The organism is Rhodoferax sp., assembly GCF_030653815.1.
Classification (GTDB): Bacteria; Pseudomonadota; Gammaproteobacteria; order Burkholderiales; family Burkholderiaceae_C; genus Rhodoferax.
This window is the reverse complement of record NZ_JAURYQ010000028.1, coordinates 1-22646: the sequence shown is the minus strand read 5'-3', so window position 1 is coordinate 22646 and position 22646 is coordinate 1. Positions and strand designations below refer to the sequence as shown.

18 protein-coding genes, 2 tRNA genes and 1 pseudogene are annotated in these 22646 nt (G+C 54.5%); 12 read left to right on the top strand and 9 right to left on the bottom strand.

Annotation, left to right across the window (positions count from 1 at the left end; genetic code table 11):
* The first annotated feature begins 11 nt into the window (after positions 1-11).
* Both rmuC and Q7U49_RS09620 read left to right on the top strand, forming a co-directional pair.
* Positions 12-1382, top strand: coding sequence for a DNA recombination protein RmuC (gene rmuC, locus Q7U49_RS09625; RefSeq protein ID WP_304764049.1), 1371 nt, complete (start codon positions 12-14; stop codon positions 1380-1382).
* A complete protein-coding gene (locus tag Q7U49_RS09620; RefSeq protein WP_304764048.1) occupies positions 1379-2554 on the top strand; it encodes an MFS transporter in 1176 nt (391 codons plus the stop codon). The genes rmuC and Q7U49_RS09620 overlap by 4 nt, the downstream gene beginning before the upstream one ends.
* Here Q7U49_RS09620 and Q7U49_RS09615 read toward each other — a convergent pair.
* Complete coding sequence (locus tag Q7U49_RS09615) at positions 2542-3417, bottom strand: TIGR00730 family Rossman fold protein (protein WP_370653989.1); 876 nt, start codon at positions 3415-3417, stop codon at positions 2542-2544. The two genes, Q7U49_RS09620 and Q7U49_RS09615, sit on opposite strands and share 13 nt — an antisense overlap.
* Positions 3418-3527: 110 nt before the next feature.
* Here Q7U49_RS09615 and Q7U49_RS09610 point away from each other — a divergent pair, with 110 nt between their 5' ends.
* On the top strand, positions 3528-4907 hold the full coding sequence (locus Q7U49_RS09610) for a phenylacetate--CoA ligase family protein (protein WP_304764047.1): 1380 nt from the start codon (positions 3528-3530) through the stop codon (positions 4905-4907).
* Between the two features lie 17 nt (positions 4908-4924).
* Here the strand turns inward: Q7U49_RS09610 and Q7U49_RS09605 are convergent, their stop codons facing one another.
* The 4 genes from Q7U49_RS09605 to earP all read right to left on the bottom strand — a co-directional run bounded on the left by Q7U49_RS09605 (position 4925) and on the right by earP (position 9277).
* The gene (locus Q7U49_RS09605) at positions 4925-5818 is read right to left on the bottom strand and encodes a ribose-phosphate diphosphokinase (protein ID WP_304764046.1); all 894 of its coding nucleotides are present in this window, start codon (positions 5816-5818) and stop codon (positions 4925-4927) included.
* Between the two features lie 4 nt (positions 5819-5822).
* The gene (locus Q7U49_RS09600; RefSeq protein WP_304764045.1) at positions 5823-7421 is read right to left on the bottom strand and encodes a thymidine phosphorylase family protein; all 1599 of its coding nucleotides are present in this window, start codon (positions 7419-7421) and stop codon (positions 5823-5825) included.
* A gap of 81 nt (positions 7422-7502) precedes the next feature.
* Complete coding sequence (gene efp, locus Q7U49_RS09595; RefSeq protein WP_304764044.1) at positions 7503-8057, bottom strand: elongation factor P; 555 nt, start codon at positions 8055-8057, stop codon at positions 7503-7505.
* 98 nt (positions 8058-8155) lie between these two features.
* Positions 8156-9277 (bottom strand): elongation factor P maturation arginine rhamnosyltransferase EarP, encoded by a 1122-nt coding sequence (gene earP / locus Q7U49_RS09590; RefSeq protein ID WP_304764043.1) that lies wholly within the window; start codon positions 9275-9277, stop codon positions 8156-8158.
* A gap of 47 nt (positions 9278-9324) precedes the next feature.
* On the opposite strand from earP, the gene uvrC reads away from it, so the two are divergent.
* From uvrC to Q7U49_RS09555, 7 genes are all read left to right on the top strand, one after another.
* On the top strand, positions 9325-11286 hold the full coding sequence (uvrC, locus tag Q7U49_RS09585) for an excinuclease ABC subunit UvrC (RefSeq protein ID WP_304764042.1): 1962 nt from the start codon (positions 9325-9327) through the stop codon (positions 11284-11286).
* A gap of 42 nt (positions 11287-11328) precedes the next feature.
* Positions 11329-11895, top strand: a complete 567-nt coding sequence (gene pgsA / locus Q7U49_RS09580) for a CDP-diacylglycerol--glycerol-3-phosphate 3-phosphatidyltransferase (protein ID WP_304764041.1) — start codon at positions 11329-11331, stop codon at positions 11893-11895.
* A 32-nt stretch (positions 11896-11927) separates the two neighbouring features.
* Positions 11928-12776 (top strand): DMT family transporter, encoded by an 849-nt coding sequence (locus tag Q7U49_RS09575; protein ID WP_304764085.1) that lies wholly within the window; start codon positions 11928-11930, stop codon positions 12774-12776.
* 228 nt (positions 12777-13004) lie between these two features.
* A complete protein-coding gene (locus Q7U49_RS09570) occupies positions 13005-13277 on the top strand; it encodes an HU family DNA-binding protein (RefSeq protein ID WP_304764040.1) in 273 nt (90 codons plus the stop codon).
* 14 nt (positions 13278-13291) lie between these two features.
* Positions 13292-13367: transfer RNA gene (locus Q7U49_RS09565), tRNA-Val, on the top strand.
* Between the two features lie 59 nt (positions 13368-13426).
* Complete coding sequence (locus Q7U49_RS09560; protein ID WP_304764039.1) at positions 13427-15337, top strand: SurA N-terminal domain-containing protein; 1911 nt, start codon at positions 13427-13429, stop codon at positions 15335-15337.
* An 80-nt stretch (positions 15338-15417) separates the two neighbouring features.
* Positions 15418-15493 (top strand) — tRNA-His (locus Q7U49_RS09555).
* Between the two features lie 322 nt (positions 15494-15815).
* On the opposite strand, the pseudogene Q7U49_RS17450 reads toward Q7U49_RS09555, so the two are convergent.
* The 3 genes and pseudogenes from Q7U49_RS17450 to Q7U49_RS09545 form a co-directional block, all read right to left on the bottom strand.
* A pseudogene (locus tag Q7U49_RS17450) lies at positions 15816-15986 on the bottom strand (helix-turn-helix domain-containing protein); the annotation flags it as partial.
* Positions 15987-16331: 345 nt separating this feature from the next.
* Positions 16332-17030: an RES family NAD+ phosphorylase gene (locus tag Q7U49_RS09550; RefSeq protein WP_304764038.1), complete on the bottom strand. Its 699-nt coding sequence runs from the start codon at positions 17028-17030 to the stop codon at positions 16332-16334.
* The gene (locus Q7U49_RS09545) at positions 17030-17431 is read right to left on the bottom strand and encodes an MbcA/ParS/Xre antitoxin family protein (RefSeq protein WP_304764037.1); all 402 of its coding nucleotides are present in this window, start codon (positions 17429-17431) and stop codon (positions 17030-17032) included. The genes Q7U49_RS09550 and Q7U49_RS09545 overlap by 1 nt, the downstream gene beginning before the upstream one ends.
* A 702-nt stretch (positions 17432-18133) precedes the next feature.
* Between Q7U49_RS09545 and Q7U49_RS09540 the strand changes: the two genes are divergently transcribed.
* Complete coding sequence (locus Q7U49_RS09540; protein ID WP_304764036.1) at positions 18134-18661, top strand: PepSY domain-containing protein; 528 nt, start codon at positions 18134-18136, stop codon at positions 18659-18661.
* A 382-nt stretch (positions 18662-19043) separates the two neighbouring features.
* Here Q7U49_RS09540 and Q7U49_RS09535 read toward each other — a convergent pair whose 3' ends face one another.
* Positions 19044-20528, bottom strand: a complete 1485-nt coding sequence (locus Q7U49_RS09535) for a PLP-dependent aminotransferase family protein (protein WP_304764035.1) — start codon at positions 20526-20528, stop codon at positions 19044-19046.
* Positions 20529-20895: 367 nt separating this feature from the next.
* Here Q7U49_RS09535 and Q7U49_RS09530 point away from each other — a divergent pair.
* Positions 20896-22646, top strand: a 1751-nt coding sequence (locus Q7U49_RS09530) for a PQQ-dependent dehydrogenase, methanol/ethanol family (RefSeq protein WP_304764034.1), incomplete at its 3' end; no start/stop codon positions are given.

Below are 22646 nucleotides of genomic sequence, written 5' to 3'. Positions count from 1 at the left end.
AGGGTTAGAGCATGAACACAGTTTTTTCCTGGGCCCTGCTGGCCTTGGGCCTGCTCAATCTGGCCGTCCTGCTCGTCGTGTTCATGCGGCGCTCAGGCGCCGACGCGTCCCAGGCCGATCAACTAATGCAACAGGTCAGGGACAGCACGGAGCGGCTGGAACGTGAACTCCGTCGCGACATCGTCGAGGCCTCGCGCGATAGCCGCCAGGAACTCGCAATGACTTTGTCCACCTTTCAGCAAACCCTGGTGCAACAGGGCGCCGAGGCCACCCGCACGCAGAACACGCAGATTGATGCCTTTGGCCAGCAGCTTGCCGTGTTGCAAAAAACCTTGCACGACACACTGACCAACCAGCTCTCGGGCTTGAGTGAGTCCAACGCGCGGCGCATGAACGAGATCCGCGAAACCCTGGAAAAGCAATTGGCGCAACTGCAGACCAGCAATGCGTCCAAGCTCGACGAAATGCGCGCCACGGTCGATGAAAAACTGCAAAGCACTTTGCAGGCCCGTCTGGGTGAAAGCTTCAAGCAGGTCGCTGACCGTCTTGAGCAAGTGCACAAGGGCCTGGGTGAAATGCAGACGCTGGCGCAGGGCGTGGGTGACCTCAAGCATCTGCTCACCAACGTCAAGACGCGGGGTATTTTTGGCGAGGCACAACTGGCCTCGTTGCTGGAACAGGTGTTTGTGCCGGACCAGTACGCAGCGCAGGTGGCGACGCGTCCGGGCAGCAAAAATGTGGTGGACTTTGCCATCAAATTGCCAGGCCGGTCCGATGCTGGCGTGCCCTTGTGGTTGCCGATCGATGCCAAGTTTCCCAATGAGGACTACGAGCGCTTGCTTGATGCCCAGGGCCGTGCCGATGCGTCAGGCGCTGAGCTGGCTGGCCGCGCTCTGGAACAGCGCATTCGCGTGGAAGCCAAGTCGATTGCCGAGAAATACCTGGAACCGCCGTTCACCACCGACTTTGCCATTCTGTTCCTGCCCACCGAAGGGCTGTACGCCGAGGTGTTGCGCCGCCCGGGCCTGATGGAATCCCTGCAGCGCGATTGCCGCGTCACGCTGGCCGGGCCCACCACCTTGCTGGCCATGCTGAGCTCGCTGCAAATGGGTTTCAGAACCCTGGCGCTCGAAAAGCGCTCCAGCGAAGTCTGGCAGGTGCTTGGCGCGGTCAAAACCGAGTTTGGCAAGTTTGGCGACGTGCTGGCCAGGGTGAAGGCGCAAACCGAGACCGTGCTCAAAACCATTGACGGTGCGCAAACCCGCAGCCGTGCCATGGGCCGTGCGCTCAAGAATGTCGAGGCCTTGTCTGACTCGCAGAGTGCTGTGCTGATCGTGCACGACGCAGATTTCGACAGCGCCGACGCATCTCAGCCACCATGAATACCGCCGGGCCGCTGCTGGGCTCGGTGGCGCTGACCCGCCTGATCGCTGGCCACATCAGCTTGCACGCCTGCATGGCCGGCATGCGCATGGCCGCACCGCTGATGGCGCTGCGCGAAGGATACAGCGCCTTGGCTGTGGGCTTGTTGCTTTCCCTGTTCGCCCTGACTCAGGTGTTTTTGGCATTGCCGGCGGGGCGTTACGCGGATCGCAACGGGTTCAAACGGCCAGTGGGTTTGAGTGTGCTGTTTGCCAGCGCGGGTGCCGGGCTGGCGGTGGCATTTCCGGTTTTTCCGGCGCTGTGCCTGAGTGCCTTGATGACCGGCGGGGCCACGGGGGTGGCTTCCATCAGCCTGCAGCGCCATGTGGGGCGTTCGGCGCAAAACACCACCGAGCTCAAGCGCATGTTCAGCTGGCTCTCGATCGGCCCGGCGCTGGCCAACTTTATCGGACCACTGATGGCGGGGTTGCTGATTGACCTGGCGGGTTTCAGGGTGGCATTTTTTGCCTTGGCCTGCATGCCCTTGATGACCTGGCTGTGGGTGCGTCACACCGTCGAGTTACCTCCGGTGCCGGTCAGGACGGGTGCCGACAAGGGCGGCGCCTGGGATTTGCTGCGAGATCCGATGATCCGCAGGTTGATGCTGGTGAACTGGTTGCTGTCCTCTTGTTGGGACGTGCACACCTTTGTGGTGCCCGTGCTGGGGCACGAGCGTGGCTTGAGCGCCTCGGCCATTGGGGCGATTCTGGGCAGCTTTGCGCTGGCCGCCACAGCGGTGCGGGTGGCCTTGCCGCTGCTGGCGGCCCACTTGCGTGAATGGGTGGTGGTCACCAGCGCCATGCTGGCCACCGCCGTGTTGTTTGCGCTCTACCCGTTCATGCCCGATGCGCTCACCATGGGCCTGTGCTCTGTTTTATTGGGCATTTCTCTGGGCTCGGTGCAACCCATGATCATGAGCACCTTGCACCAGATCACCCCCGAGGCACGCCACGGCGAGGCGCTGGGCTTTCGTTTGATGGCCATCAACGCGTCCAGCGTCCTGATGCCCATGCTGTTTGGCAGCGCGGGCGCCGTGCTGGGGGTGTCACTGGTGTTCTGGACAGTCGGTGCCGCTGTGGCGGCTGGCGCACGCGCGGCCTGGCACTTGCGACCGCCGGCTCACAAGCCGTAAAAATCCTTGATCACCGCCCAGGCGGCTTCGGGCTCATCCACATACTGGAACAACTTGAGGTCATCTGCAGAGATGGCGCCTTCCTCGACCAGCACGTCCATGTTGATCAGGCGTTTCCAGTACTCGGTGCCATACAACACAATGGGCACGGGTTTCGCCTTGCGCGTCTGCACCAGGGTGATGACCTCGAACAACTCGTCGAGCGTGCCAAAGCCGCCCGGAAATGCCACCAGCGCCTTGGCCCGCATCATGAAGTGCATTTTGCGCAGCGCAAAGTAATGGAACTTGAAGCTGAGGTTGGGCGTGACGTAGGGATTGTGTTTTTGTTCGTGGGGCAGGGCGATGTTGAGGCCCACACTCGGCGCCCCCATTTCATGCGCGCCACGGTTGGCCGCCTCCATGATGCCGGGGCCACCACCGGTAACAATGAACAGCCGCTCTTCGGGGCGGCGATGCATGCTGTACTCCGCCACCAAGCGGGCAAACAGGCGCGCCTGATCGTAATAGTGGGCGTTGCGCACCAGTCGATGCGCTATCGCCAAAGCATTGGCGTCGCCGCTGGCTTGGGCCTCGTAGAGGCTGTTCTTGGCGTCCTCCGGTGCTGGAAATCGGGCACTGCCAAACACCACCACCGTGCTCTCGATGCCTTGCTCGGCTTGGTCCAGGTCGGGTTTGAGCATCTCCAGCTGAAAGCGGATGCCGCGGGTTTCCCGGCGCAACAGGAACTCGGGGTCCGAGAAAGCCAGTCGATACGCGTCGGCTTCCAAGGGGTTGCCTTGATCCGCGTGACTTTGCAGCTCTGCCCAGGCATCCGCCAGTCGGCGCTCGGTCAGGTTCTCGGTGGGTTTTTCAATGGGGTTCATGACAGCCAGGGTGGGGAAAAGAGGAGGAAAATCGGGTCTTCAAAATGATTATTCGCAAGCGCGGCGATGCCGGTGTGGCCTAGGATGGCCGCTCGTGGAAGGAGTGCATGATGCCAGTTTTTGATCCGTTCCGGTTCAGTTCATTGTCAGTGGACGTGCTGGCCAGCGGACGGAGCTCGGTGCAGGCACTCATGGACCGTCAGCAGTCACGGCTCAGCATGCTGGTCGCCGCAGCGCAGCAGGAGTCGCTATTTTACCGGGAGCATCTGTCGGGCTGTGTGCCCGGCATGACCCCTTTGTACGAACTGCCCAGCGTGTCCCGGCAGGCCCTGATGGCGCGCTTTGACGATTGGGTGACCGACCCACAGCTCAAATTGAGCGAACTGCGCGCTTTCACCGCAGATCCTGCGCGCATCGGGCAAGCCTACCTGGGTGAGTATCTGGTTTGGGAAAGTTCTGGCACCCACCATGAACCCGGCATTTTTGTGCAAAACGCGCAGACCCTGGCGGTCTATGACGCGCTGGAAGTGGTGCGGCGCAGCGTGCCGCGACCCCTGCAGCGCTGGCTGGATCCGTTGGCGCTGACCGAACGCATTGCTTTTGTGGGGGTCATCAGTGGTCACTTCGCCAGCGCCGTGAGCATGCAACGTGTGCGCGCGCTCAACCCTTGGCAGGCACCGTTGCTGCGGAGTTTTTCCATTCTTCAATCCAACCGACTTCTGGTTGATGCTCTCAACGCATTTGCCCCGACCGTGATCGCCACCTATCCGACGGTGGCCGCCATGCTGGCCGATGAGGCAGAACGTGGCGCGCTGCAATTTGCGCCTAAAGAAGTCTGGACCGGCGGGGAAACCCTCAGTACCACCGTACGGCAAAGGTTGGAGCGGGTGCTTGGCTGCGCGGTGCGCAACAGCTATGGTGCCTCAGAGTTCATGTCCATCGCCTGGGAGTGCGACCACGGACAACTCCACGCCAATGTGGACTGGGTCATTCTGGAGCCCGTCGATGAGCGCGGTCGGCCAATGCCGGCTGGCGAGCCCTCCTGCTCCACCTTGCTGACCAACCTGGTGAACCATGTGCAACCACTGATCCGTTATGACCTGGGCGACCAGTTGACGATGCACCTTGATCGCTGTGCTTGTGGCTGTGTCTTGCCGGTGATTGAGGTGTTGGGGCGACGCGACGATGCGCTGGTCATGACCGGTAGAACTGGCCGGCCCGTCACGCTGCTACCGTTGGCACTGAGCACGGTGCTGGAAGACGAGGCCGGTGTGTTTGATTTTCATTTGCGCCAGCTTGATGACCATACCCTGGAGCTGCGGCTTCCGTTGCAGGGCGCGGACGGTGAACAAGCACTGGCGCGGTGCCGCCTGGAACTGAATAAATTTGCCCTTGCGCAGGAGTTGCAACCGATTCGGGTGATCGGCGAACTGGGTCAGGTGATGCCGCGCGGGCGCAGTGGCAAGGCCCAACGCATTGAGGCCAAATAATGGGGGTCAGATTTCAATTATTTTTGATCGTCACTGACGGTCTGAAGCTGCGCCAGGGCGGCAGCCAGCGCGCTGGCCATGCTGACGACGTTGCTCGGGTGTTCGATGCAGTCGGTGCTCCAGACTTCGCCAATGCCTGCGGCCTGCATCAGCTGCAGCGCGTCACCCGAGAACAAGGCGTGGGTCACTGCCACGTCCACTGACGCAGCACCTGCCGCCAGCAGCAGTTGCGCCGCGCCGGCCACACTGTGGCCGGTGCTGACCACGTCGTCAAGCAGCACCACTTGGCGACCGGCCATGATCACATCGGGCAACGCCACCGCGACGTCACGGTCACCGTGGCGCACTTTGCGGCAGACCGCGTGATCAAAGCCATGGCGTGCCGCCGCCAGCGCCACCCACTGTGCCGACTCTTCATCAGGGCCGATCAGCAGGGGGCGCTGCCGCTGCGCGGCTATCCAGTCCGACAACAAAGGCGCCCCGCTCAGCACCCGTGCCTGCGCCAGTGGCACGGCTTCCTGTAGTGTGGTCACCCGGTGCAGGTGCGGGTCGACGGTGATCACCGCGTCAAACAAGTCGGCCAGGTACTTGCCGACAATGCGCTGGCTGATGGCCTCGCCCGGACGAAAAGCCATGTCCTGGCGCATGTAGGCCAGGTACGGTGCCACCAGCGTCAGGTGAGTGGCACCCAGCGTGCGCGCGGTCTGTGCCACCAGCAGCAGTTCAACCAGTTTGGTATTCGGGTCGTTCAGCGTGCGCAACATCACCACCTTTGCGGGCAGGACTTCGGGCAGGCGCAGCTTGATCTCACCATCGGGAAAACGGTGCCGCTCGATCAGGCGGGCGGGCAACTGGGCTGCCTGCGCAAGACGCGAGGCGCCGTTCAACTCATCGTCAAAATACAGCAGCATGGGGTCAGAACTCCACAAAGACGTGCGGCACTTCACTGGCCTTGCCAAGGGTGTAACCGTTGCATTTCGCGCTGGCCTGGCGCGCAAAGCCCAGGTCGCTTTGAAAACTGGCATGGACCCGGTACAAGACGTCGCCCGCCACCACCGCATCGCCAAGTTTGCGAAAAAGATCGATGCCCGCGCCGGCCACTTTGGGCGCACCGGCCAAGCGGGCAATTCGCGCCACCTGCAAATTGTCAATGTTGGTGACCACGCCGTCGGTGGATGCGCAGACCTCGAAGCTCAACAGCCCCAACGGTGGTTTGTTGTAATCAAAATCCTTGGCGCCCTGGGCAGCAATGATGGCGTTCATCTTGGCGAGCGCGCGGCCCGAATCCAGAATGTCGCGGGCAATGGCAAAACCGTCGCCGCCGCGCACATCGGGGTGACATTCGATCAGCCGCCCGGCCAGGCGCAAAGCCTTTTGCCGCAGGTCGTTGGGCGCCAGCGGGTCGTTCTCCAGCACGCGCATCACGTCGCGTGCTTCCAGCATCGGCCCAATGCCGCGCCCGATCGGTTGCCGCCCATCGGTGATGACCACGTCAAGCGACAGGTGCAGGCGACCAGCGACATATTCGAACAGCCGGCGCAGCCGCTGCGCCTCGGGCATGGAGCGCACTTTCGCGCTTGGACCAATCGGAATATCCAGCACCAGGTGGGTCGAGCCGGCGGCGATTTTTTTCGACAGGATGGAAGCCACCATCTGGCCAGGCGAGTCGATCGCCAGCGGGCGCTCCACCGCAATCAGCACGTCGTCAGCCGGCGACAGCTTGGCGGTGCCGCCCCAGGCCAGGCAGGCGCGGTGGTCGCGCACGATGTCGGCCAACTGCTCAAATGGCAGCTCCACGTTGGCCAGCACTTCCATGGTGTCGGCGGTGCCCGCGGGCGAGGTGATGGCGCGCGACGATGTTTTGGGGCACAGCAGGCCGTGTGCCGCCACGATCGGCACCACCAGCATCGAGGTCCGGTTGCCAGGGATGCCGCCGATGCAGTGCTTGTCGACCACCAGGCTGTCATGCCAGTCGAGTTTTCTGCCGACGCCGACCATGGCCTCGGTCAAAAAATAGACTTCCTCGCGGTCCAGTTCATCCCGGTTGGTCGCCACCACAAAGGCCGTCAGTTCGATTTTTGAGTAGTGCAGCGCGGCGATGTCATTGACGATGGCCGTGAAATCTTCACGCCCCAAGCGTTCACCGGCAATTTTTCGGTAGAGTGCACCAATGGAGGCAGGCGGCTCGGCTTGCGCCACCGACACCACATGGCCGGGTGCGACGGCAAGCTGTAAAAAAGCATCTTCCGACAGCCCAAGTTCAGTGCAGCCAACGATGGCGACATCGTCCACCACGTTCAAAGTGGCCACAATGTGCTGACCGTTGGCGCGCACTTCAATCTTGGACAGCGCCTGAAACCCCTCGGCCCGGTACAGCGCGCAGTCGCGGTGCAGGTAGGCCACGTTTTCACGGTAGGTATCAATGGCGACCCGGCGCAGAGCGAGCCGGGAACCAGTCAGGTCCTGGGGTGCTTGTTCAACCGGAGAGACTTGTTGCGCTGGGTCGTGCTTCATGACCGTAGCCTACACCGAAAAATCCAATAAAAAAAGGCTTCCGAAGAAGCCTTTTGAGGGTGCGCCCAGCAGGGCCGTTTTTTAGACGCGCTTGCGGTATTCGCCGGTGCGGGTGTCGATTTCGACCTTGTCGCCTTGGGCCACAAAAATTGGCACGCCAATTTCGAAACCGGTGGCCAATTTGGCGGGCTTGAGCACTTTGCCCGAGGTGTCGCCTTTGACGGCTGGCTCGGTCCAGGTGATTTCACGCACCACGCTGGTCGGCAGTTCGACCGAAATGGCCTTGCCGTCGTAAAACACCACTTCGAGTGGCATGCCGTCTTCGAGGTAGCTGAGCGAGTCGCCCATGTTTTCGGCTTCGACTTCGTACTGGTTGTATTCCTGGTCCATGCAGATGTACATGGGGTCGGCAAAGTACGAATAGGTGCAGTCCTTCTTGTCGAGGATCACATTGTCAATTTTGTCATCGGCCCGGAACACCACTTCGGTACCGAAGTTGGCGATCAGACTCTTGAGCTTCATGCGCACGGTGGCGGCACCGCGGCCACCGCGGGCGTATTCGGTTTTCAGGACGACCATGGGGTCTTTGCCGTGCATGATGACATTGCCGGCGCGAATTTCTTGAGCGATTTTCATATGAGAGGAAACGTAACGATGAAAGTAGGCCGCGCGTCAGGCGGCGAGGGCGGTCTGGACTTTGGTCATTTCAAGTCTGTGCCGCAAAACGCACTATTTTAAGGGATTTTTGCAATAAAGTTGAGCAGTTGGGTGCTCAAGTCTGCCTGATCCAGCAGTTTTGCACGCGCCTGCGTCATGCAGTCCTGCCAGCGCTCGGGTTCGAACGCCGCGTCCGGCAAGCCGGGGCCTGGCGCATCCAGGCCATTCCAGCGCCGGTGAAACGCGCGCAGCGAGGCGGGCGCCTGCAGCCAGTCCAGAAAGGTGGCAAGCTTGTGGGCGTGGACGCCGTCGTGTTGCGGGTAGATGTGCCACACCAGCGGTTTGCCAGCCCATAGCGCGCGCACCAGCGAGTCTTCGCCGCGCACAAAATTGACGTCACTGGCCCACAGCAAGTGGTCAAAATCAAATTGACTGAGTTGGGGTAGGTAAAAAACCGACAACACCGAACGCTGGTTCCAGGAGGGGTCAAGCGTGTTCATTCTTGCAAGCTCGGCACGCACGGCGGCACTGGCCCGCCCGGGCGTCACCAGCAGACAGCTCGGCTGGGCGCCACTGGCCAGGCTGAGCAGCAGGGCGTCCAGGCCGGCGGGTTCATAACAAAACAGCGACACCAGGCGCTCGCCCTGCCAAGGCAGGCCCAGGTCGTCCAGCCAGGCTTGGCGGTCAAAACGGGCTTGTCGCGCCAGCAGATCCGGCTCGCGCAACAGGCCACCCGTGCCGGTGGTGAAGCCCGGGTAGAAAAAATGCTTTGTCAAACCGCGCCCGGACCCGCTCATGACTGGGGAGGGCAGGCCGTGGCAACGCGCTGAAAAGTCTTCGGCGCTCAGGTATTCCAGATTGATCCAGGCGCATTTTTGGCCTTTTTCCCTTATTTTTCGTGCGTATTCAGCGACAAATGCCTCATCGATCGTGCAACCAAAGGCTTCCAGCATGACCTCGCCAGGCTTGATGTCGGTCATGTCCAGGGGTGTGGTCCAGACCTTGACCTCAACCCCAGGCGCGCCCTGCGGCGCCATCCAGGCCAGCGCGGACACATCATCGGCCCACAGGCGCACCACCTGACCGCGCCCGGCCAAATCGCAGGCCAGACGCCAGCACACGCCGAGGTCGCCAAAGTTGTCGATGACCCGGCAAAAAATATCCCAGTGCGGGGTGGGGTGGGGCGTTTCACATGGCATGGCCGGATTGTCCACAATACGGGCCTATGTCTGAAAACGCTCCCAACATGTCAGCCGCTGTGGTCACTGACTCCGCCCCAACGCCAGCCCATCCCGAGCAGGTGCTCAGCGATGTCGCCAGTCTGCCGGCGCTACCTGGCGTCTACCGCTATTTCGATGCTCAAGGCAACGTGCTCTATGTGGGCAAGGCCATCAACCTGAAAAAGCGGGTGTCGAGTTATTTCCAGAAAAACCATGGCGGCACCCGCATTGGCTACATGGTCAGCAAGATCGCCCGGCTGGAGACCACCGTGGTGCGCTCCGAGGCCGAGGCGCTGCTGCTGGAAAACAACCTGATCAAGACGCTCAACCCCAAGTACAACATCCTGTTTCGGGACGACAAAAGTTACCCTTACTTGAAGATCACGGCGCTGGGCAAGAGCGGCAGCGAGCAATTTCCCCGCGTGGCGTACTACCGCGGTGCGGTCGAAAAAAAACACCATTATTTCGGCCCTTATCCGAGTGCCTGGGCGGTCAAGGAAGCCATTCTGTTGATGCAAAAGGTGTTCCGCTTGCGCACCTGCGAAGACCCGGTGTTCAGCAACCGCACCCGGCCCTGCCTGCTGTACCAGATCAAGCGTTGCTCGGGGCCGTGCGTGGGGCATATTTCACCTGAGGCTTACGCCCAGGACTTGGCCGATGCGGAGCGCTTCTTGAACGGCGACGCGCGCGAGGTCATGCGCGAGCTTGAGGCCCGCATGATGGCCTACGCTGACAAGCTCGAATTCGAGCAGGCTGCCGAGCTGCGCAACCAGGTGGCAGCGCTCTCCAACGTGCTGCACCAGCAGTCGGTGGACAACGTTTCCGACCGCGACGTCGACATTCTGGCAGTCAAGGTGCAGGGCGGTCGCGCCTGCGTCAACCTGGCCATGGTGCGCGGTGGTCGGCATCTGGGGGATCGGCCGTATTTTCCGGTCCATGTCGAAGACGCGGCCGAACTCGACGACCCAGACGCCGGCGACACCGTGGCTGCTGTGCGCAGCGTGGAAATGCAGGTGCTCGATGCTTTCATTGCCCAGCATTACCTCAATGTGCCCGCGCCGCCCTCACTGGTGGTGAGTGTGCCGGTGGACAAGGGCTTGTTGCAGGCACTGTCCGAACAAACCGGGGTCAAGATCAGCGCCGTGCACAACCCGCGCGAGCAACGCCGGGTCTGGCTGGAAATGGCACAAACCAATGCGGGCCTGCAATTGGCCCGGCTGCTGGCCGAAGAAGGCTCGCAGCAGGCCCGCACCCGCGCGCTGGTGGAGGCGCTGGACCTGGCGCTGGACAATCTTGACGAGCTGCGGGTGGAATGTTTTGACATCTCCCACACCGCGGGTGAGTCGACCCAGGCCTCGTGTGTGGTGTTTCACCACCACAAGATGCAAAGCGCCGAGTACCGGCGTTTCAAGATCAGCGACATCACGCCGGGCGACGACTATGCCGCCATGCGCCAGGTGCTGTTGCGCCGCTACGGCAAGCTGGCCGAAACCCTGGCTGAGGCCAAGCGTTCCGGCGTGGTGCCGGCCGGCACCGGGCGCCTGCCAGACCTGGTGCTGGTCGATGGTGGCAAGGGCCAGGTGTCGATGGCTCGCGAGGTCTTTGAGCAGCTCGGGCTGGACCTGTCGCTGATCGTGGGGGTGGAAAAGGGTGAGGGCCGGCGCATTGGCCTGGAAGAACTGGTGTTTGCCGATGGCCGCGACAAGGTGTACCTGGGCAAGGATTCTGCGGCGCTGATGCTGGTGGCGCAGATCCGCGACGAGGCGCACCGCTTTGCCATCACCGGCATGCGTGCGGCACGCGCCAAGGTGCGCATGGACGGCGGCAAGCTGGAAGAAATTCCTGGCATCGGCCCGAAACGGCGCGCGCGTTTGCTGCAGCGCTTTGGCGGCGTGCGCGGCGTGGCGCTGGCCTCCGAGGCCGACATTGCCCAGGTCGAAGGTATTTCCACTGACTTGGCGGCAGAAATTTACCGCGCCCTGCACTGACACGTCAGCTTTTTTAGAAGTAACGCATGCCACAATTGAGGCATGTTCTGGACCATCCCCACCCTCATGACCTGGGCGCGCATTGTGGCGATCCCATTGATCGTGGGCGTGTTTTACCTGCCAATTGGCCCCGACACCAAAAATTTGGTCGCCACCGTCATGTTTGTGGTGTTTGCCGCCACCGACTGGCTTGACGGTTACCTGGCGCGCAAGCTCAACCAGGTGTCTGCCTTTGGCGCGTTTCTTGACCCGGTCGCCGACAAGTTTCTGGTTTGCGCCTGCGTGCTGGTGCTGGTGCATCTGGGGCGGGCCGATGTCTTTGTGGCGCTGATCATCATTGGCCGCGAAATTGCCATCTCGGCCCTGCGTGAATGGATGGCGCAGATTGGCGCGGCCAAGAGCGTGGCGGTGCACATGATCGGCAAGCTCAAAACGACCGCGCAAATGGTGGCCATCCCCTTTTTGTTGTTCGACGGCATGCTGTTCGGGGTCATCAACACCCATCTTTGGGGCGTCTGGCTGATCTGGATTTCGGCGGTGATGACGGTCTGGTCGATGATCTATTACCTGCAAAAAGCCTTACCTGAAATCAGGTCGCGCGTGCAGTGACGGTCTCCCTTGAGCGGCCCCTGATCCGGGCCATGCCGGCGGTGTTTGTGCTGATCTGGAGCACGGGTTTCATCGTCGCACGCTACGGCATGCCCCATGCGCCGCCCTTCAAATTCCTGGCGATTCGATACGCCCTGTCCATCGCCTGTTTCCTCATCTGGATTGTGTTGGCGAAAGTCAAGTGGCCAAACCATCGCACCCAGTGGCTGCACCTGGCCGTTACGGGCGTGTTCATGCACGCCGGCTACCTGGGTGGCGTCTGGGCGGCTGTCAAGCTCGGCATGGGTTCCGGCCTGTCAGCGCTGATTGTGGGTTTGCAACCCGTGCTTACTGCGCTGTGGCTGGCGGCCATTGGCAGCAAGATATTGAGGCGTCAATGGTGGGGTCTGGTGCTGGGGTTTGTCGGGCTGGTGATGGTGGTGTCGCGCAAGTTTGGCACTGGCGGCGAGGCCAATTGGCTCAATATGTCGCTGGTCGTGGGCGCCTTGTTCAGCATCACCATTGGCACCCTGTACCAAAAGCGCTTTGTCACCTCGTGTGACGTGCGCACGGCCAACACCGTGCAGTTGGGAGCCGCCTTGTTGGTGACCTTGCCCCTGGCTGCGCTGGAGCTTGAAGCCATCCGCTGGCACGCCGAACTGTTGGGCGCCATCGCCTGGTCGGCGATCGTCCTGACGCTGGGAGGAAGTTCACTGCTGTATTTGCTGATCCAGAAAGGCGCAGCGGCCTCGGTCACCAGCCTGATGTACCTGGTGCCACCGGTCACGGCCTTCATTGCCTGGATTTTGTTTGCCGAACCCATCACGCTCACCACGGTGTTGGGAACCCTGCTGACGGCTTTGGGGGTGGCGCTGGTGGTGCGCCAGCCCAAGGGGGGCTGATGCTGATAGACACTGCCGAAACGGGAAGGGTCATTGCCTGCAACTGTGAGCCCTGAAAAATTTGCCATATCAATACTGGCTGATGGGTCAAACCCGTCTAGAATCCATTTTTCCAAGAAGAAATTACCTGAACATAACAACTCGACCCGGTGTTTTTCAGGCGGTAGGATTCCATTCCCCCAAAAAATTCAAGAGACATTCGACTACAACTCCCGTGAGAGGTTTTTTGTGAACAAGACTGAACTAATTGATTTCATCGCGACCGATGCTGATATTCCCAAAGCGGTTGCTGCGCGCGCTCTGGAGTCCACCATCGAAGCTGTCAAGTCGACCCTGCAAAAAGGTGACTCGGTCGCCTTGGTTGGCTTTGGCACTTTTGCGGTTGGCAAGCGTGCTGCCCGAACCGGCCGGAACCCGCGCACCGGCGCTTCGATTAAAATCAAGGCAGCCAAGGTTCCCAAGTTCCGTCCGGGCAAGGCATTGAAAGATGCCTTGAACTGAATCCGTTTTCGGTGGGGTGATTAGCTCAGTTGGTAGAGCGGCGCCTTTACACGGCGTAGGTCGGCGGTTCGAGCCCGTCATCACCCACCACCCGCACAAAGGCGAACACTGTGTTCGCCTTTTTTGTTGCCTCACAGGAGAGTTTGCGCATGTTCGATATTTTCCGGAAACACACCAGAATCATGATGATGGTGATGTTTTTGCTCATCATTCCCTCTTTTGTGCTGTTGGGGATTGATGGGTACAGCCGCATGAACGAGACGGATGTGCCTGTGGCCCGTGTGGGCCGCACGGACATCACCCAAGCGCAGTGGGACGCAGCGCACCGGGCAGAAGCAGACCGCCTGCGTGCGTCCATGCCCAACATTGATGCCAAGTTGCTTGACTCCCCTGAAGCCCGCTACGCCACCCTGGAGCGCTTGGTGCGCGAGCAGGTCGTGGCACAGGCGGCTGACCAGGCCAGACTCTCCACCAGCGATGGGCGCCTGGCCCGATTTCTACAGGAAGATCCCACCATTGCCTCCTTGCGCAAGGCGGACGGCAAGATCGACATGGACCGTTACCGGCAGTTGGCTGCCAGCCAGGGTTTGACGCCAGAGGGGTTTGAGAATAACGTGCGATTTGATTTGGCGCGCCAGCAGATTGAAGTGGCTGTCAGCGCCTCTGGCTTTGTTGTGCCGGCGGTGGCTGATGTGGCCTTGAACGCATTTTTTGAAAAACGCGAAGTTCAGCTTGTCAACTTTCTGACCAAAGACTACGTCGCCAAGCTCAATCCGACCGAGGCCGAGTTGGATGCCTTCTACCAAAAGAATCAAGCTCTTTTTCAAGCGCCTGAGCAAGCCCAAGTGGAATACGTGGTGCTTGATCTTGACGCGGTCAAGAAGGGCATCCAGATTCCCGAGGCCGAATTGAAGGCCTATTATGAGCAAAACGCGCAGCGCTTGAGTGGTGTTGAAGAGCGTCGTGCCAGCCACATCCTGATCACTGCACCCAAGGATGCTGCCGCTGCCGAGCGTGAAAAAGCAAAACTCAAGGCCGAAGAGTTGCTGAAGACGGTGCGTGCCAACCCGTCCGGGTTTGCCGACCTGGCCCGCAAGAACTCGCAGGATCCAGGCTCTGCCGCCAAAGGTGGTGACCTGGAATTTTTTGCCCGCGGGGCCATGGTGAAACCGTTTGAAGACGCTGCCTTTGCGATGAAAAAGGGGGCTATCAGTGACGTGGTGGAGTCTGACTTTGGTTTTCACATCATCCAACTCACCGACATCAAACTGCCGCAACAACGTTCCTTTGACGAGCTTCGGGCGGGCCTTGAAACTGACCTGAAGGGTCAGCAAGCGCAACGCAAGTTTGCAGAAATTGCCGAGATTTTCACCAACACGGTGTACGAGCAGTCTGACAGCCTGAAGCCGGTGGCTGACAAGCTCAAACTCGAGATCAAAACCGCCGACAAGGTGACGCGCCAGCCTTTACCGGGCGTCTCGGGTGTGCTGGCCAACGAGAAAGTCCTCAGTGCCTTGTTTTCAGCCGATACCCTGAGCAACAAGCGCAACACCGAGGCGATTGAAACGGCTGCCAATCAATTGGTTGCGGGGCGTGTGGTAACACATCAGCCAGCCCGGACATTGGCCTTGGCCGAAGTCAAAGCGCAGGTTCAGGCCCAGGTGCTTGCCACCCAAGCTGCCGAGTTGGCGAAAAAAGAAGGTGCAGAGAAACTGGCGCTGTGGCAAGCAGGGACTGCTCCTGCAAATCTGCCAGCTGCCCAAGTCGTGTCGCGTGACCAGGCGCTCAATTTGCCAGCGCCGGTTCTGCTGGCTGCGTTGCGGGTCGACACTGCCAAGTTGCCCGCCTGGGCTGGTGTTGATTTGGGTCCGCAAGGTTACGCCGCCGTTCGGGTCAACCGGGTGGTAGCGCGCGAAGCCGCGGCACAAGCCAGTCTGGTCCAGAGCCGTGGCCAGTATGCGCAGTGGTGGACGGGAGCTGAGTCGCAAGCCTATTACGCCTTGCTCAAGGAAAAACTCAAAGCTGAAATCCTGGTTCCCAATCCAGAGAAAAAACAATAGACTGTCCGGTGATTTTCAAGGTGAGCTATCGATGGTTTTGAGGTCAGCCTGAAGTTTCATCGGTTATAATTTTTCCCACGGTGGCTGTAGCTCAGTTGGTAGAGTCCAGGATTGTGATTCCTGTTGTCGTGGGTTCGAGCCCCATCAGCCACCCCAGTATTTGTAAGCCTCACATCATTGTGAGGCTTTTTTTGCTTCTAGCGATTTTGGAAATTTGTAGCTGATTTGTAGCTACGATTAGCCGTTATTCTATAGATATCTAACCCCATCAAAAAGTCTAAGCAGTAACAATCTACCCGCTGGTATAAAGTTCTGTGGAGCAAAGTTCAGACAATAAGGAATTATTAAAACCGTGTGACCCCACGGTGGGGGTATCACCCCTTTTTAATGCGCACCTGCCGCACTTATACTGTCGGTTTTGGATAATCAATCTTGAGTTTTGAAAACACTAATCTAAAAATTTTATTTTAAAAAAAATTTAAGGGTTGTCGCTTTGACTAAAATCTTTTGAAAGCAGCTCAGCTACAGTTACACCTAATTGGCAGGCAAGTTTAGTTAGTATCTCTAATGATGGATTGGCAATTTCACACTCAATTTTACTCGCTAGCGTTCTATCAACCCCAGCTTCTAATCCAAGTTTCTCTTGAGCAAATCCCTTTTGCCTTTACAAGATCGGCGACGTATATTAGTTGTTTAAAGCCATGGCTTTTCAGTTGGATAACCAGCTTTTTTTATTTCATTTGCTGGAAATCTTTGTGCAATAGTCAACTCCCACCAATATTCTGGAACATTACCAACTAAGTGTTGACCTTCTATGTATGCAGATTTGCAGTTGTAACTTGATCCTCACTTGGAATGCCAATGCAGCTATTGATTATCCTTAATTTTTGCTTACCGCTGAGGCGGTAGCCTGATCTTATAAAAAATTAGATAATCAAATCAAAGGTTCAATTTGACTACACTTAACTTGAGGCTTAACAAGATTGTCACGATATCAAATTGTCATCCAAATTTCACCTACTGTTCTTTCAACTTCAACGCCGGTTGCTGTGGTTCTGTAAGTTAGAAAGCATGTATGCGCAGGGTTTGATAACACTTTTGGTGTAAATACCGCATAGACATCACCATGCCTAACTCTAGCTGAGTTAGTGATTAGACCTGGATGTCCTTCACGATGCAGTTTTCTTCCGATCGATTGCGTGGCGCTGTAATCAGTTGGATGAAGTAATTCAGGGTGTGATTTAATTTCAGGACGCAAATCTATAAGAAGTGAATCACATTGCACCATGAAGATTCTACGCTCTATCTCGACACCAGGTTTATTGAAGCCTGCGTCATCCAATAGGATTTTTTGCCAGTGATAAGCTGTTTCATGCACTGTGGTTTCGATAGAGTCAGCACCATACCAAACGCCAAAAGAGCCATCAGAGAATCTGCTTTGTGAAGAGTTCTGGAATGGGTAGCCAATCGCAGTATTCCATTCAGCTTCTTCAAATGGCCGGTCAATAATTGGCTGATGAGAATTGAATAATTTGGGTTTGGTTTCCATCTCCAAAAGCTGGGCAGCTTGCCAAGCTTCTGGATCATCGGTCAGGTCGTCGAACAAATCTTCAGAGACTCTTAATGAGACAATATTTCTCGCGATATTCTGATGAATATCAGTGAGAGTCAGGTTAGAAAATAACGAATCCATTAGTTGCCACGAGCGCGATCTAAGTAGCTACGCACATACAACAAACCAGGGAAGCCCATTTCGGCAATCGTCTCAATCGGTGTGTTGCCATGCAACGCCCTGTTTTTAGTTTTCATCCAGGTGTAGGCCAACTCCGGATTCTTTGGGAAAAGTAAACGCAAGTCTTTGTGGATGGCTAACAAGTTGCCGGCACGATCCAACATATCTCTGCTTGCAGAAATAGCTTCACCTTTTTTATACCGTGTAAGTGCAGCTCGGTTGTCGGTAGACAAACCAAGAGCAGCAAGCTTCTCTTCGGTGGTTAAGTTCCAAAGCTCAAACATTTTGAGGAGCATAGGCGTGATTTTTGCACGGTCGATCTCCCTTCCTTTGCCTGCTGATGCTGTTTGTGTGGCGGTCATCATACCCTCCGTCCGTATAAATGCAACATAATATGTTGCACATACTACACTTTGTGTTTACAAAAGTAAACATGCATCAGCGTATATGGTCTGGTTATCTGACGGACTATATCGGGCGGTGGATTTAATAGGGGTAGCACTTACGGTTGCACTTATTTCTGGATTTGTACGCTACAATGAGCTTGTACGCATTGATTAACGCTGACTTGAGAAATCGGTGGGGTAGAACCCCATCAGCCACCCCAGTATGTATAAGCCTCACAGCGTTGTGGGGCTTTTTTACGCCTAGTGGTGTTGGAGTTTCGTAGCTATTTTGTAACCGAGTTTAATCAATACAACATCTCATAACAACCACGAACACTATCCACAGACGAGCAGCAACACTAGCCCGACCAACTAATACCACAAAGGCATTTAATGGCTGTTTTAGACATCAGATAAGTGCAGGCCAGCACGATGCGCTGATTGAAGTACCAGAGGCGCTAATTATGTGGGCAGCTCAAGGGTTTATAAGTTGGCCGTTTTATAGGTTTTACTCGTTAAGTATGTGTTGAAATTGGCTGTATACAACCAAAAATGTTACAAATATGTAAAAAATCAATCACCTATATATTATTTGGTAAAATATTATCAGTGATAAATTGGCATGGCCTAGCATGTAGTTTTTTGCTTTTATATTGACATTAATATTTGGAGATTAATATGTTTCGTTTAACAATGGGCGCTACCCTAATAGCAGCAGCATTTTTTGCAAACACAGCAGTGGCTGGGCATGACACAATCAAGCCTAAGTCTTATGACAGTTTGGGTAAATGCGTTAAAGCAGCACTTAGTAAACACGACGGCAAGATTGTCAAAGTTGAATTCAAATCTGAGAAAAAAACAGGAATTTATGAATTTGATATTGAATCAGCCGACGGTAAATCATGGGATATTGAGTGTGATGCTAAAACAGGCAAAGTGACTGAGATTGAAGAAGAAGTTAAAGCCGATGATGCTAGATTCATCGCTCTGGCTAAAGTGACTGAGGCTGAAGCTAAAGCAACCGCATTAGCGGCGCACCCGGGTACTGTGGTTGAAACAGAGTATGAACTTGAATCAGATGGTAAAGCCTCTTATGAATTCGATATACTTGAAGCTGATGGAGAAGAAATTAAAGTTGAAGTTGATGCGACTACAGGCAAGATTGTAGAGGCTAGTTATGAGGTTTATCAAATTGGTAAAGAGTAATTTTTGTAACATTTTTTGTTAAAAAAATTACGATAGCGGTAAAGTAGAAAAGGCGCCTTAGGGCGCCTTTTCTACTTTTTAATACATGCAAATTAACAAAACTTAAGTGAGGAATCTATCCAGTTTACTGTACGCACAACCCTTAAAATTATGTAACAGTAAAAAGTCCTAGTGATAGTATTCCCTGATATTACTTATGCTACAAACGTGCCAAGTTTATATAATCAATTATTATCGGCTTAACCATTTGAATATATTGTATTTTTTATGTTTCCTGCCAATTCTATTTAATGTGATTATTTGAAGATTTTGGTTATAAGCAACCAGCAGGGTTGTATACAACCACCAACTTTGAAAAATATTACTTTATTCACTTGTAACGTCATGCTCGTAACAATTTAGTTTGCTGGTTCAAAAAAACAGCTTTAAGGCGTTTAATGCCTATGCGAATTTCATCATTATTCAAATTAGCAAAGCCAAGTCGGATGGCGGGAATCTGGTAGTTAGAAGCTGAAAAATTTACGCCAGCTGATATGCTTATTTTTTCTGATTCCGCATCACTGATTAATATATTCATATCGATTGTTTGATTTATTTCAAGCCATATGGCTAAGCCGCTATCTGGCACTCGAAAGCTCACAAACTCACTTAACTCATTATGTATAAGGCTAGAGATGAAAGTGCTGCGCTCTTCGTAAATCTTTAGGGTACGTAAATTATGCCTTTTTATTTCACCCGTATGCAGCAATTCCGCAATTGCTAACTCTGTAATAATGTCACCTTGACGGTCTATCAAGGTGACTTGGTTTGCACACTGGTGAATGATTTCTTTAGGTGCCACGATATAGCCGATTCGAAAACCAGGCGCCAATACTTTAGAAAGCGAGCCAATATAAATGACGCGATTAGATTTTTGTATGCTGGCAAGAGGTAGGGTAACTTTTTGAGAAAAATTAAACTCATAATCACTATCGTCTTCGATAATTAAAAAATCATATTGCTCTGCAAGTGCCAGAAGCCTCTTTCTCCGTTCTTGCGACATACATACGGTAGTGGGAATCTGATGGTGTGGAGTGACATAAACCGCGCGTATTTTATGCTGACCGCATAGTAGTTCCAGGTTGTCTACATCTATTCCTTCATTATCATGTGCGACGCTCACAATACTAGCACCACAACTTTTAAATGCTTCGCGGGCAAGCGGGTTAGTGAGTTGCTCAACAACGACACAATCACCAGTTTCTATAAAAACTCTCGCTGTTAAAAAAACGCCCATTTGGCTACCACGGACGATGCATAAATTTTCAATATTTGCATGAAGCCCTCTCTCCATATTAAGCATTTGAAGAATAGCTTCTCGTAAAATCATAGAGCCCTTAGGGTCACCGTAGGCTGATTTATTATTTCTTGCAGAAAAAATCAATGCATGTCGCATTGCACGGGAAAGCATTTCAAAGGGCAATAATCGAACATCAGGTAGTCCTTCGCTGAAGTGGATAAAGTCATGTTCCTGGCGCTTGCTTAGGATAGGTGTTACCTCTTTACTGAGGGGAAGTGATGCCCGATGCTGAATTTTTAGCGGTGGTTTGTTCTGATGGTTGACAGTAAGGACCCGGGGAGAAACGAATGTTCCTCGCTTGCTCTCGCTAATCAGCCAGCCCTCAGAAATCAGTTCGTCATAAGCCTGAATAACTGTTTTTCGATTAACTTTGATTTTATTGGCAAGATCTCGTGTGCCCGGAAGTGCCACCCCGGGTGTGAAGCGCCCACTTTGAATATCGCCGATGATTTTTTGTGCAATTTGCACATGAATAGCGGTGCCTGATTCACGCGCAATATCGACGTTGAGTTCCCACGGTCTTAGCATAGCCATCTCCTATCCAGTCAGCATATTGGTGATACATAATTTTTTCTGAGTAAGTGATTTCGTTCAGAAAATTACGCTTAATGGATACTAGGAGAACCCAAGTTGAGAATATTACCAAAATTTTCAATGGACGCTTAATTTATTAAGTGGACCAGCATGAATTAAAAAACTGGATGGCCTAAAAGGCGGTTTTTTTATATACAGTTACATTCGTTTACAAATTGAAACAATTAAATTTAAAAAGCGTACATATTTGTATGCATTTATTACGTGGTTGAATCAATTGCCTGTCATCCTAGTGCCAGTTTTATGTGAGCAAATTGAGGTTAATTTACTTCACTCTTTTATATTATCTTTGGAGATAACTATGTTTACAAAAAAACGAGTATTAGGACTAGCGGTAAGCGCAGCCTTGGCAATGCCAATGCTTGCATCAGCAGCGGCAGACCAAGAAACCGCAATGAAAGATTCAAACAATTGGTTGCACCCACGTGGTCAGCACGACAACCAAGGCTACAGCAAGCTAGCGCAAGTAAATAAAGGCAACATCAAAAACCTTAAAGCAGCGTGGACATTCGCAACAGGTGTAAACCGTGGTCACGAAGGTTCACCAGTAGTTGTTGGTAACATGATGTATGTACATACAGCATTCCCAAACAACGTATACGCACTTGATTTAAACGACAATCAAAAAATCGTTTGGTCATATTTCCCAAAACAAGATCCATCAGTACAAGCTGTTTTATGTTGCGATAACGTAAGTCGCGGTATGGGTTTTGGCGATGGAAAAATTTTCTTGCAACAAAATGACGGTCACTTGGTGGCTTTAGACGCTAAAACAGGCGCTAAGGTTTGGTCTGTTTCAAATACAGACCCAAAAGTCGGCGCTACTAACACTAACGCACCACACGTCATTAAAGATAAAGTGCTGACAGGTTGTTCAGGAGCTGAGTTCGGTGTACGTTGCTTTATTGCAGCATACTTCATCAAAGATGGCTCATTGGCATGGAAAGCTTATTCAACAGGCCCGGATGCTGAAGTGCTAATCGGCGAAGGTTTTAATAAAGATACACCTGAGTACAGCGCATTATCAGTTTACCAAGACGTAAACGGCGGTAACAAAATTGGCGGTTCATTTAAACCGTTACCTCATGACCAATTGAAAATTGGCGAAAAAGAACTAGGTACACGTACCTGGTTAAAACCACAGGCGGTTAAAGATGGCTGGCAACATGGTGGTGGTTCTGTGTGGGGCTGGTTTCCGTATGATGCCCGTACAAACTTAGTGTTCTACGGAATTGGTAACCCTTCTGTTTGGAATCCGGATGTACGTCCAGGCGATAACAAATGGTCTATGTCTGTATTTGCACGTGATGTAGATACTGGCATGGCTCGCTGGGGCATGCAAATGACTCCACATGATGAGTGGGATTACGATGGTGTGAATGAAGTGATCTTGTTCGACAAAGGCGGCAAAACTTATGCATGGCACCATGACCGTAACGGTTTCGCTTACACTTGGGTAGCAGATACAGGTAAATTGGTTGCTGCTGAAAAAGTACACCCATTCGTGAACTGGGCCACTGGTGTTGATTTAAAAACCGGTGTGCCTAATAAAACACCAAATGCGTCAACGCACCAAGATTACAATGCTAAAGGCATCTGCCCGGCTGCATTGGGTACTAAAGATCAACAACCAGCTGCATACTCACCAAAAACGGGTTTAATGTATTCACCATTGAACCACGTATGTATGACCTACGAGCCGGTTGAGTCTAAATACGTTGCTGGTCAACCATGGGTTGGTGCGACATTGACCATGTTCCCGGGTCCTGACGGTGTGATGGGTGGCTTTGCTGCTTATGACCCAATGACCAACAAAAAAGTATGGTACAACAAAGAGAAGTTCTCTGCTTGGGGTGGTGTACTAACAACAGCCACTGGTTTAGTGTTCTACGGTACGTTAGATCGTTGGTTTAAAGCGGTGGATGATAAAACTGGTAAAGAACTTTGGAAATTCCAGGTAGGTTCTGGCGTGATTGGTAATGCATTCACCTACGGTAACAAAGGTAAACAATACGTTGGCGTGCTATCAGGTATCGGTGGCTGGGCTGGTGT

Excerpts from the sequence above, each read along its gene's own strand:
- rmuC (WP_304764049.1), top strand. The coding sequence starts at position 12 with ATGAACACAGTTTTTTCCTGGGCCCTGCTGGCCTTGGGCCTGCTCAAT.
- Q7U49_RS09620 (WP_304764048.1), top strand. The coding sequence starts at position 1,379 with ATGAATACCGCCGGGCCGCTGCTGGGCTCGGTGGCGCTGACCCGCCTG.
- Q7U49_RS09615 (WP_370653989.1), bottom strand. The coding sequence starts at position 3,417 with ATGAACCCCATTGAAAAACCCACCGAGAACCTGACCGAGCGCCGACTG.
- Q7U49_RS09610 (WP_304764047.1), top strand. The coding sequence starts at position 3,528 with ATGCCAGTTTTTGATCCGTTCCGGTTCAGTTCATTGTCAGTGGACGTG.
- Q7U49_RS09605 (WP_304764046.1), bottom strand. The coding sequence starts at position 5,818 with ATGCTGCTGTATTTTGACGATGAGTTGAACGGCGCCTCGCGTCTTGCG.
- Q7U49_RS09600 (WP_304764045.1), bottom strand. The coding sequence starts at position 7,421 with ATGAAGCACGACCCAGCGCAACAAGTCTCTCCGGTTGAACAAGCACCC.
- efp (WP_304764044.1), bottom strand. The coding sequence starts at position 8,057 with ATGAAAATCGCTCAAGAAATTCGCGCCGGCAATGTCATCATGCACGGC.
- earP (WP_304764043.1), bottom strand. The coding sequence starts at position 9,277 with ATGCCATGTGAAACGCCCCACCCCACCCCGCACTGGGATATTTTTTGC.
- uvrC (WP_304764042.1), top strand. The coding sequence starts at position 9,325 with ATGTCAGCCGCTGTGGTCACTGACTCCGCCCCAACGCCAGCCCATCCC.
- pgsA (WP_304764041.1), top strand. The coding sequence starts at position 11,329 with ATGTTCTGGACCATCCCCACCCTCATGACCTGGGCGCGCATTGTGGCG.
- Q7U49_RS09575 (WP_304764085.1), top strand. The coding sequence starts at position 11,928 with ATGCCGGCGGTGTTTGTGCTGATCTGGAGCACGGGTTTCATCGTCGCA.
- Q7U49_RS09560 (WP_304764039.1), top strand. The coding sequence starts at position 13,427 with ATGTTCGATATTTTCCGGAAACACACCAGAATCATGATGATGGTGATG.
- Q7U49_RS09550 (WP_304764038.1), bottom strand. The coding sequence starts at position 17,030 with ATGGATTCGTTATTTTCTAACCTGACTCTCACTGATATTCATCAGAAT.
- Q7U49_RS09545 (WP_304764037.1), bottom strand. The coding sequence starts at position 17,431 with ATGACCGCCACACAAACAGCATCAGCAGGCAAAGGAAGGGAGATCGAC.
- Q7U49_RS09540 (WP_304764036.1), top strand. The coding sequence starts at position 18,134 with ATGTTTCGTTTAACAATGGGCGCTACCCTAATAGCAGCAGCATTTTTT.
- Q7U49_RS09535 (WP_304764035.1), bottom strand. The coding sequence starts at position 20,528 with ATGCTAAGACCGTGGGAACTCAACGTCGATATTGCGCGTGAATCAGGC.